Annotated in this window: 6 protein-coding genes, 1 tRNA gene and 3 pseudogenes; 3 read left to right on the top strand and 7 right to left on the bottom strand. The window is 70.5% G+C overall.

Annotated features, from left to right (window positions below):
- The first annotated feature begins 93 nt into the window (after positions 1-93).
- Positions 94-810, top strand: a complete 717-nt coding sequence (locus tag EAO70_RS22125; protein ID WP_148004562.1) for an ABC transporter ATP-binding protein — start codon at positions 94-96, stop codon at positions 808-810.
- A gap of 87 nt (positions 811-897) precedes the next feature.
- On the opposite strand, the gene EAO70_RS22120 is transcribed toward EAO70_RS22125, so the two are convergent.
- Positions 898-1,551 carry an ANTAR domain-containing response regulator gene (locus EAO70_RS22120; protein WP_015032844.1) on the bottom strand — a complete coding sequence of 218 codons (654 nt, stop codon included), beginning with the start codon at positions 1,549-1,551 and terminating at the stop codon, positions 898-900.
- A gap of 98 nt (positions 1,552-1,649) precedes the next feature.
- Between EAO70_RS22120 and EAO70_RS22115 the strand changes: the two genes are divergently transcribed.
- Positions 1,650-1,724 (top strand) — tRNA-Leu (locus EAO70_RS22115).
- 83 nt (positions 1,725-1,807) lie between these two features.
- Here EAO70_RS22115 and pyk read toward each other — a convergent pair.
- Both pyk and EAO70_RS22105 read right to left on the bottom strand, forming a co-directional pair.
- Positions 1,808-3,235 (bottom strand): pyruvate kinase, encoded by a 1,428-nt coding sequence (gene pyk, locus EAO70_RS22110; RefSeq protein ID WP_148004561.1) that lies wholly within the window; start codon positions 3,233-3,235, stop codon positions 1,808-1,810.
- A 146-nt stretch (positions 3,236-3,381) separates the two neighbouring features.
- The gene (locus EAO70_RS22105; RefSeq protein WP_261992983.1) at positions 3,382-4,065 is read right to left on the bottom strand and encodes an SIMPL domain-containing protein; all 684 of its coding nucleotides are present in this window, start codon (positions 4,063-4,065) and stop codon (positions 3,382-3,384) included.
- Positions 4,066-4,221: 156 nt separating this feature from the next.
- Between EAO70_RS22105 and EAO70_RS22100 the strand changes: the two genes are divergently transcribed.
- Complete coding sequence (locus EAO70_RS22100) at positions 4,222-6,024, top strand: bifunctional metallophosphatase/5'-nucleotidase (protein WP_148004560.1); 1,803 nt, start codon at positions 4,222-4,224, stop codon at positions 6,022-6,024.
- A gap of 49 nt (positions 6,025-6,073) precedes the next feature.
- On the opposite strand, the gene EAO70_RS22095 is transcribed toward EAO70_RS22100, so the two are convergent.
- From EAO70_RS22095 to EAO70_RS22080, 4 genes and pseudogenes are all read right to left on the bottom strand, one after another.
- Positions 6,074-7,486, bottom strand: a complete 1,413-nt coding sequence (locus EAO70_RS22095; RefSeq protein WP_148005293.1) for a lysine N(6)-hydroxylase/L-ornithine N(5)-oxygenase family protein — start codon at positions 7,484-7,486, stop codon at positions 6,074-6,076.
- A pseudogene (locus EAO70_RS39425) lies at positions 7,483-7,665 on the bottom strand (aspartate aminotransferase family protein); the annotation flags it as partial. The gene EAO70_RS22095 and the pseudogene EAO70_RS39425, both read right to left, overlap by 4 nt.
- 76 nt (positions 7,666-7,741) lie before the next feature.
- Positions 7,742-8,764: pseudogene (locus EAO70_RS22085) on the bottom strand (M1 family metallopeptidase); the annotation flags it as partial.
- Between the two features lie 181 nt (positions 8,765-8,945).
- Positions 8,946-9,379: pseudogene (locus tag EAO70_RS22080) on the bottom strand (asparaginase); the annotation flags it as partial.

Below are 9,379 nucleotides of genomic sequence, written 5' to 3'. Positions count from 1 at the left end.
CGCCGACGCGTCGCACGTCCCGCCGCTGACGACCCGCGTCGTCATCGCCGAGGACACCAAGCACGACCCTGCTTCGGGCAAGGAGAACGACGCATGACCGCACTGCTCGAAGTCGAGGACCTGCGCGTCGCCTACGGAAAGATCGAGGCCGTCAAGGGCATCTCCTTCTCCGTCGACGCCGGTGAGGTCGTCACCCTCATCGGCACCAACGGCGCCGGCAAGACCACCACCCTGCGGACCCTCTCCGGGCTCCTCAAGCCGGTCGGCGGCCAGATCAAGTTCGAGGGCAAGTCCCTCCGCAAGATCCCGGCCCACAAGATCGTCTCCCTCGGGCTCGCCCACTCCCCCGAGGGCCGGCACATCTTCCCCCGCATGAGCATCGAGGAGAACCTCCTGCTCGGCGCCTTCCTCCGGAAGGACACCGCGGGCATCGCCAAGGACGTCCAGCGCGCCTACGACCTCTTCCCCATCCTGGGCGAGCGTCGCAAGCAGGCCGCCGGCACGCTCTCCGGCGGTGAGCAGCAGATGCTCGCCATGGGCCGGGCGCTGATGTCCCAGCCCAAGCTGCTGATGCTCGACGAGCCCTCCATGGGTCTCTCGCCGATCATGATGCAGAAGATCATGGCGACCATCGCCGAGCTCAAGGCCCAGGGCACCACCATCCTGCTCGTCGAGCAGAACGCCCAGGCCGCGCTCGCCCTCGCGGACCACGGCCACGTGATGGAGATCGGCAAGGTCGTGCTCTCGGGCACCGGCCGCGACCTGCTCCACGACGAGTCCGTCCGCAAGGCGTACCTCGGCGAGGACTGACCCGCCGGGTCGGCACCACAGACAGAAGGCCCGCCCCACAGAGCCGTGGGGCGGGCCTTCTCCGTGCGTACGGACAGCAGGGCGGGGCTACTGGCCCTTGGCCGCCTTCTTCTCCTCGGCGTCCTCGATGACGGCCTCGGCGACCTGCTGCATGGACATGCGGCGGTCCATCGACGTCTTCTGGATCCAGCGGAACGCGGCCGGCTCCGTCAGGCCGTACTGGGTCTGGAGGATCGACTTGGCGCGGTCGACCAGCTTGCGGGTCTCCAGGCGCTGCGAGAGGTCGGCGACCTCCTGCTCCAGGGCGCGCAGTTCGGAGAAGCGGGAGACGGCCATCTCGATGGCCGGCACCACGTCGCTCTTGCTGAACGGCTTCACGAGGTACGCCATGGCGCCCGCGTCCCGGGCCCGCTCGACGAGCTCGCGCTGGGAGAAGGCGGTGAGCATGAGGACCGGGGCGATGGACTCGCCGGCGATCTTCTCCGCGGCCGAGATGCCGTCCAGGACGGGCATCTTCACGTCGAGGATGACGAGGTCGGGGCGGTGCTCGCGGGCGAGCTCGACGGCCTTGGCGCCGTCACCGGCCTCGCCGACGACCGTGTAGCCCTCTTCCTCCAGCATCTCTTTGAGATCGAGGCGGATGAGGGCCTCGTCCTCGGCGATGACGACGCGGGTCGTCAGCGGCGGGACGTGCGACGCGTCGGCGTCGTCGGCGGGCTGGGGCGACTCGGGGGCGGTCACGGGGGCTCCTCGGTGCGGGGCAAGTACTGCTCCCCTGAGCCTACCTAGCTCCTGTAATGTGGTGCCCCACAGGGAGGGTATCTCCCTCGCTTTCCAAGGCCCCAGTACTCCAACTGGTCAGAGAGGCCGCTCTCAAACAGCGGACAGTGTGGGTTCGAATCCCACCTGGGGCACTTTTCCTTCGATTCGAAGGGCGACGAGCAGTCAGTGATCGTCGCCCACCCGCGTGAACTCCTCCGCGCCAGACCCTGCCCCCCTACGTCAGCGGGTCACCGATGTGGTGGACGCGGACCAGGTTCGTCGAGCCTGCCACTCCCGGCGGGGAGCCGGCCGTGATCACCACGATGTCGCCCTTCCGGCAGCGGCCGATCCGCAGGAGCTCCTCGTCCACCTGGGCCACCATCGCGTCCGTCGAGTCGACGTGCGGGCCGAGGAAGGTCTCGACGCCCCAGGTGAGGTTGAGCTGGGAGCGGGTCGCCGGGTCCGGGGTGAAGGCGAGCAGCGGGATGGGCGAGCGGTAGCGGGAGAGGCGCTTGACCGTGTCGCCGGACTGGGTGAAGGCGACGAGGAACTTGGCGCCGAGGAAGTCGCCCATCTCGGCGGCGGCGCGGGCCACGGCGCCGCCCTGGGTACGGGGCTTGTTCCGGTCGGTCAGCGGCGGCAGGCCCTTGGCGAGGACGTCCTCCTCCGCGGCCTCGACGATGCGGCTCATGGTGCGGACGGTCTCGATCGGGTAGCGCCCGACGCTGGTCTCGCCGGAGAGCATGACGGCGTCGGTGCCGTCGATGACGGCGTTGGCGACGTCGGAGGCCTCGGCGCGGGTGGGGCGGGAGTTGTCGATCATCGAGTCGAGCATCTGGGTGGCGACGATGACCGGCTTGGCGTTGCGCTTGGCGAGCTTGACGGCGCGCTTCTGGACGATCGGCACCTGCTCCAGGGGCATCTCGACGCCGAGGTCGCCGCGGGCGACCATGATGCCGTCGAAGGCGGCGACGATCTCGTCGATGTTCTCGACGGCCTGTGGCTTCTCGATCTTGGCGATGACGGGGAGGCGGCGGCCCTCCTCGTCCATGATCCGGTGCACGTCGTCGATGTCTCGGGCGCTGCGGACGAAGGAGAGCGCGATGACGTCGGCGCCGACGCGGAGGGCCCAGCGGAGGTCCTCGATGTCCTTCTCGGAGAGGGCGGGGACGGAGACGGCGACGCCGGGGAGGTTGAGGCCCTTGTTGTCGGAGACCATGCCGCCCTCGATGACGACGGTGTTGACCCGGGGTCCGTCGACGGAGACGACCTCCAGGGTGACCCGGCCGTCGTCGACGAGGATGCGCTCGCCCGCGGTGACGTCGGCGGCGAGGCCGGAGTAGGTCGTCCCGCAGCAGTGGCGGTCGCCCTCCACGGCCTCGACGCTGATGGCGAACTCGTCGCCGCGTTCAAGGAGTACGGGACCTTCACGGAAGCGGCCGAGGCGGATCTTCGGGCCTTGAAGGTCGGCGAGGACGCCGACGCTGCGGCCGGTCTCGTCGGCGGCTTTGCGGACGCGCTGGTAGCGCTCCTCGTGCTCGGCGTACGAGCCGTGGCTGAGGTTGAGGCGGGCCACGTCCATTCCGGCCTCGATCAACGCCTTGATCTGGTCGTATGTTTCGGTGGCGGGCCCAAGGGTACAAACGATTTTCGCTCGGCGCATGGTGCGAGCCTAGGGCTTACCCACCAGTAGCGAGTTGGTGGGACATGACTACTCAACAACCTTTCCGTGAAAGGCTGTTGACAAGTCTTGAATCTGTGCGCCGGGGTGCTCCGATGAGCGATTCCCGCGCCCCGGCGCCCCCTGTCTCAGAGTGCGGGCGGCCGCATCGTGAAGCGAGCCACGACCTCGGCGGTCACCGTCTGGCACTGCGGTTCGAGGTCGAGCGGCGGGGCCTCGCCGGCACCCTCCGCCGCGTACGCCACCGCCGCCCCGCCGAAGGCCGCCCGCCGCGACATCATCGGCTCGGCCACCCCCGCGTCCGACAGTTCGAGGAGTGAGGCGAGCGAGGTGCCGAGGGCCTCCGCGTAGGCCCGGGCCCGCTGCACGGCCTCCGTGACCGCGAGCCGGCGGGCCTCCGCGTTGGCCGCGGAGTCCGGGCGGAGCGACCACCAGGGGCCGTCGACGCTCGTCAGTTCCAGGTCCGCGAGCCGGGTCACCAGCTCGCCGAGGACGGTGAAGTCGGAGAGCTCGGCGGTGATCCGCACCCGTCCGTGGAAGGCGTGCACCCGCTCCCCGCGGCCCTTGCGGGTGAGTTCGGGGGAGATCGAGAGGCTGCCGGTCTCCAGCTTCTCGACCGCGGAGCCCTGGGCCTTGACGAGGTCGAGGATCTGGGCGTTGCGGCGGGTGAGGTCCGCGAGGGCGGTCGCGCGGTCGGGGCCGCGGGCGGAGACGGTGACCCAGATCAGGGCCAGTTCCGGGTCGACCTCCAGACGGCCTTCGCCTCGGACGGTCACCTGGGGTGCGTCGGGGGTCGCGTGTTCCTGGGTCACGTCCTGCTCCTCGGGGTGCGGCAGCGGTCGTCCTCCGAACACTTTCCCACTCCGTAACCCGAAAGGTCTGTTGCCGGGGTGCCGTCTGAGCCAGAATCTACGCGCGTTGTGCGCCACGGTCGGCGCACAACGGCTCGGAACCACAAGGGAGAACACATGCCGCTGAACCGCAGGACGTTCCTGGAGCGCTCGGCCGCCGCCGGGGCCGGGGTGGCCGTCGCCGGAGCCGTCGCCGTTCCCGCGGAGGCCCATGGCGGCCACGGCCGTCCACGTCCGCGGAAGCGGTACTCGTTCACCGTGATGGGCACCACCGACCTGCACGGCAACGTCTTCAACTGGGACTACTTCACGGACAAGGAGTTCGACGACAAGGCGCACAACGACGTGGGCCTGGCGAAGATCTCCACGCTGGTCGACCAGGTGCGGAAGGAGAAGGGACGCCTCAACACCCTTCTCATCGACGCCGGTGACACCATCCAGGGCACGCAGCTGTCGTACTACTACGCCAAGGTCGACCCGATCACGGCCCGCCGGGGCCCGGTGCACCCGATGGCGCAGGCGATGAACGCCATCGGCTACGACGCCGCCGCGCTGGGCAACCACGAGTTCAACTACGGCATCCCGGTGCTCCGCACGTTCGAGGAGCAGTGCGACTTCCCGCTGCTCGGGGCGAACGCGCTGGACGCGAAGACCCTGCGACCGGCGTTCGCGCCGTACAGCATGCACCGGCTGCGCACGCCGCACGGGAAGGACGTCAGGGTCGCGGTCCTCGGGCTGACGAACCCCGGCATCGCCATCTGGGACAAGGCGAACGTCAGCGGGAAGATGGTCTTCCCGGGCCTGGAGGAGCAGGCGGCGAAGTGGGTGCCGAAGCTCCGCTCGATGGGCGCGGACGTGGTGGTCGTGTCGGCGCACTCCGGGTCCAGCGGCACGTCCTCGTACGGTGACCAGCTGCCGTACGTCGAGAACGCGGCCGGGCTGGTCGCGGAGCAGGTGCCGGGGATCGACGCGATCCTCGTGGGCCACGCGCACACCGAGATCCCGGAGTACCGGGTGCGGAACAAGCGGACCGGCAAGGACGTCGTCCTGTCCGAGCCGCTGAAGTGGGGCCAGCGCCTGACGCTGTTCGACTTCGACCTGGTGTGGGAGAAGGGCCGCTGGACCGTCGAGAAGGTGGGGGCCCGGGTCCTCAACTCCAACACGGTGGCGGAGGACCCGGAGATCACCGGGCTGCTCGGGGACGAGCACCGGAAGGTCGTGGCGTACGTCAACCAGATCATCGGCACCTCGACCGCCGCGATGACCACGGCCGACGCGCCGTGGAAGGACGAGCCGATCATCGACCTGATCAACGTGGTGCAGGCGGAGACCGTGAAGGCGGCGCTGGCGGGTGGCGCGCACGCGGCGCTGCCGGTGCTCTCGCAGGCCTCGTGTTTCTCGCGGACGGCCCGGATCCCGGCCGGCCAGGTCTCGATCAAGGACGCCGCGGGCCTGTACCCCTTCGAGAACACGCTGGAGGCCCGTCTGATGACGGGTGCGCAGCTGAAGGACTACCTGGAGTTCTCGGCGCGGTACTACGTGCAGACGCCGGCGGGGGCGCCGCTCGACACCGCGAAGCTGACGAACGCCGACGGCATCCCGGACTACAACTACGACGCGGTGTCGGGGCTGACGTACGACATCGACATCGCGAGGCCGGCGGGTTCGCGGATCGTGAACCTGTCGTTCGAGGGCAGGCCGCTGGATCCGGCGGCGCGGTTCGTGCTGGCGGTGAACAACTACCGGGCGAGTGGCGGCGGTGCGTTCCCGCATGTCGCGGGTGCCCAGCAGCTGTGGGCGAACTCGGACGAGATCCGCAACACCATCATCCAGTGGGTGCAGGCGAAGGGGACGGTGGATCCGGCGCTGTTCGCGTCGGTGGACTGGAAGCTGACGCGGGACGGGGTGCCCGTCTTCTGAGGTCCGGCGGGGCCCGTCCGGTGGTGACCGGTCGGACGGGCCCCGGCCGTCACTGCTGTACGAGAGGCGTCAGCTTCTGGCCCTGGGCCGGGATGCTCGGCGCCTCTCGTGTCTCCAGGCCGAAGCTGGTGAACGCGGTGCGGCGGGGCAGCGGGTAGGGGTCCTTGCCGGTGACGGCGTTGAGGATGGTGGCGCTGCGCCAGGCGGCGAGGCCGAGGTCGGGGGCGCCGACGCCGTGGGTGTGCTTCTCGGCGTTCTGGACGTGGACGGCGCCGGTGACCGAGGGGTCGAGGACGAGCCGGTGGCGTTCGTCGACGCGGGGGCGGCCGGCGGAGTCGTGGCGGAGGTAGGGGTCGAGGCCGGCCAGCATGCGGTCGACGGAGCGCTCCCGGTAGCCGGTGGCGAGGACGACGGCGTCGGTGGTGAGGCGGGAGCGGGTGCCCTGCTGGAGGTGTTCGAGGTGCAGCTCGACCTGGGTGGTGGCGACGCGGCCGGCGGTGCGGACCCGGACGCCGGGGGTGAGGACGGCGTCGGGCCATCCGCCGTGGAGGGTGCGGCGGTAGAGCTCGTCGTGGATGGCGGCGATGGTGTCGGTGTCGATGCCCTTGTGGAGCTGCCACTGCCGGGGGACGAGGTCGCCGCGTACGGCCTCGGGCAGGGCGTGGAAGTAGCGGGTGTAGTCCGGGGTGAAGTGTTCGAGGCCCAGTTTGGAGTACTCCATCGGCGCGAAGGCCTCGGTGCGGGCGAGCCAGTGGATCTTCTCGGCGCCGGTGGGGCGGGCGCGGAGCAGGTCGAGGAAGACCTCGGCCCCTGATTGGCCGGATCCGATCACCGTGACGTGTTCGGCGGCGAGCAGCGTGTCGCGGTGGGTGAGGTAGTCGGCGGAGTGGAAGACGGGGACGCCGGGGGCGTCGGCGAGCGGCTTGAGGGGCTCGGGGACGTAGGGCTCGGTGCCGACGCCGAGGACGACGTTCCGGGTGTAGGCGCGGCCCAGGGCCTCGGCCTCGCCGTCGGGGTCGATCTGGGTGAAGTCGACTTCGAAGAGGCGGCGTTCGGGGTTCCAGCGGACGGAGTCGACCTGGTGGCCGAAGTGGAGTCCGGGGAGTCGTTCGCTGACCCAGCGGCAGTAGGCGTCGTATTCGGCGCGGTGGATGTGGAACTTCTCGGCGAAGTAGAAGGGGAAGAGGCGTTCGCGGGCCTTGAGGTAGTTGAGGAAGGTCCAGGGGCTGGCGGGGTCGGCGAGGGTCACCAGGTCCGCGAGGAACGGGACTTGGAGGGTGGCGCCCTCGATGAGGAGGCCGGGGTGCCAGTGGAAGGCGGGCTTCTGCTCGTAGAAGGCGGTGGCGAGGCCGCCGGGCATGCCGTGGGCGAGGGCGGCGAGGGAGAGGTTGAAGGGGCCGATGCCGACGCCCACGAGGTCGTGGGGCCGGTCGGGGTCGTCCTGGGAGGTGCTGCCGGTCATCGGTGGGTGCTGCCTTCCACGAGGGTGATGAGCTGGGCCAGGTCGCCGGAGGTGGCGTGGGGGTTGAGCAGGGTGGCCTTGAGCCAGAGGCGGCCGTCGGCCTGGGCGCGGCCGAGGACGGCGTGGCCCCGGGTGAGGAGGGTGCGGCGGACGGCGGCGACGGTGTCGTCGTCGAGGTCGGGGTGGTCGCCGGGGGCGGTGCGCGACGGGGTGGGTGGAGGGCCGCTGGTCGGCCTCGTATCCCCAGGCCTTGCGGGTGACGCCGAAGTCGACCCAGGTGTCGGGGAAGAGGTCGGAGCAGGCCTCGTTGACGGTCTGGTAGCCCATGTACTCGGCGAAGGACTCGTTCAGCCAGATGTCGTCCCACCAGCGGAGGGTGACGAGGTCGCCGAACCACATGTGGGCCATCTCGTGGGCGATGACCATGGCGCGGGTCTGCCGCTCGGTGACGGTGACGGCGGAGCGGAAGACGAACTCGTCGCGGAAGGTGACGAGGCCGGGGTTCTCCATGGCGCCCGCGTTGAACTCGGGGACGAAGGCCTGGTCGTACGAGTCGAAGGGGTACGGCTCGTCGAACTTCTCGTGGAAGCGGTCGTAGCAGGCCCTGGTGACGGCGAGGATCTCGTCGGCGTCGGCGTCGAGGTGGGGGGCGAGGGAGCGGCGGCAGTGGATGCCGAAGGGGAGCCCGGCGTGCTCGGTGCGGACGGAGTGCCAGGGGCCGGCGGCGACGCACACGAAGTAGGTGGAGAGCGGCGGGGTGGGGGCGGCTCGCCAGCGGCCGTCGGACTGCTGTTCCGTGATGCCGTTGGCGAGGACGGTCCAGCCCTCGGGGGCGGTGACGGTCAGCTCGAAGACGGCTTTGAGGTCGGGCTGGTCGAAGGCGGCGAAGACGCGCTGGACGTCCTCCATGAAGAGCTGGGTGTAGACGTAGGACTCGCCGTCGCTGGGGTCGGCGAAGCGGTGCATGCCCTCGCCGGTGCGGGAGTAGCGCATGGTCGTACTGATCCGCAGGACGTGCTCGCCCTCGCTCAGGTGCAGCGGGAGGCGGTTGCCGTCGAGGGCGGCGGTGTCGAGGGGCTCGTCGTCCAGGAGGGCGGAGTGCAGGGTTTCGGGCTTCAGCTCGACGAAGGTGTCCCCGGCGGTACGGGCGGTGAACCGGATGAGGCTGGTCGATTCGAAGGTCTCGTCGCCGGTGGTGAGGTCGAGGTCCACGCTGTAGTGCTGGACGTCGAGGAGCTGGGCACGGGTCTGCGCTTCGTCGCGCGTCAGTACGGACATGGCCCTATGCTGCCCGATGCTCTCGGCGTCGGGCAGGGGTGGTGGGGCCCGGACCTGCCGGGAGTGCGTCACCGGCGGTTCTCCCGGGCGTTCTCGGGCGGGTCCCCGCCGTTCTCGGGCAGGACCCGCCCGGTTCTCACGCGAGTCCCCGCCCGGTTCTCACGCGAGTCCCCGGCCGTCCTCAGGCGAGGCCCGCGCCGTTCAGGTGGGCGAAGGCGGCGGTGATGCGGGGGCGGTCGTAGCCCTCGGGCCCGGCGGCCCCGTCGGAGAGCAGGGCGTGGAGCAGGATGCGGGCCTTGGCGGGGTCGAGGGGGCCGGCGGGGACGAGACCGTGCCGGAGCAGGTCGTACTCGGATCCGGGGCCGCGGTAGGTGTCGGTGAGGGTCGGTCCCGCTCCGGTGCGGGAGGCGAGGACGACCGGGATGCGGCGGGCGAGCGCGGCGAGGGGTTCGACGAGCCAGGCGGGGGCGTGGCCGGCGCCGAAGGCGGCGACGACGAGTCCCTGGAAGCGGTGGTCGACGGCGTCGAGGAGTTCGCCGCGGTCGCCCTGGGAGAGGGTGATCAGGGCGACCCGTACCTCGGGGTCGAGGGTGAGCGGGTGGGTCGCGGCGGGGA

This window comes from Streptomyces sp. adm13(2018) (assembly GCF_008042145.1).
Classification (GTDB): domain Bacteria; phylum Actinomycetota; class Actinomycetes; order Streptomycetales; family Streptomycetaceae; genus Streptomyces.
This window is presented reverse-complemented; position numbering and strand designations above follow the sequence as displayed.

Bases quoted from the DNA above. Each gene is read 5' to 3' on its own strand.
- EAO70_RS22125 (WP_148004562.1), top strand. From the start codon at position 94: ATGACCGCACTGCTCGAAGTCGAGGACCTGCGCGTCGCCTACGGAAAG.
- pyk (WP_148004561.1), bottom strand. From the start codon at position 3,235: ATGCGCCGAGCGAAAATCGTTTGTACCCTTGGGCCCGCCACCGAAACA.
- EAO70_RS22100 (WP_148004560.1), top strand. From the start codon at position 4,222: ATGCCGCTGAACCGCAGGACGTTCCTGGAGCGCTCGGCCGCCGCCGGG.
- EAO70_RS22095 (WP_148005293.1), bottom strand. From the start codon at position 7,486: ATGACCGGCAGCACCTCCCAGGACGACCCCGACCGGCCCCACGACCTC.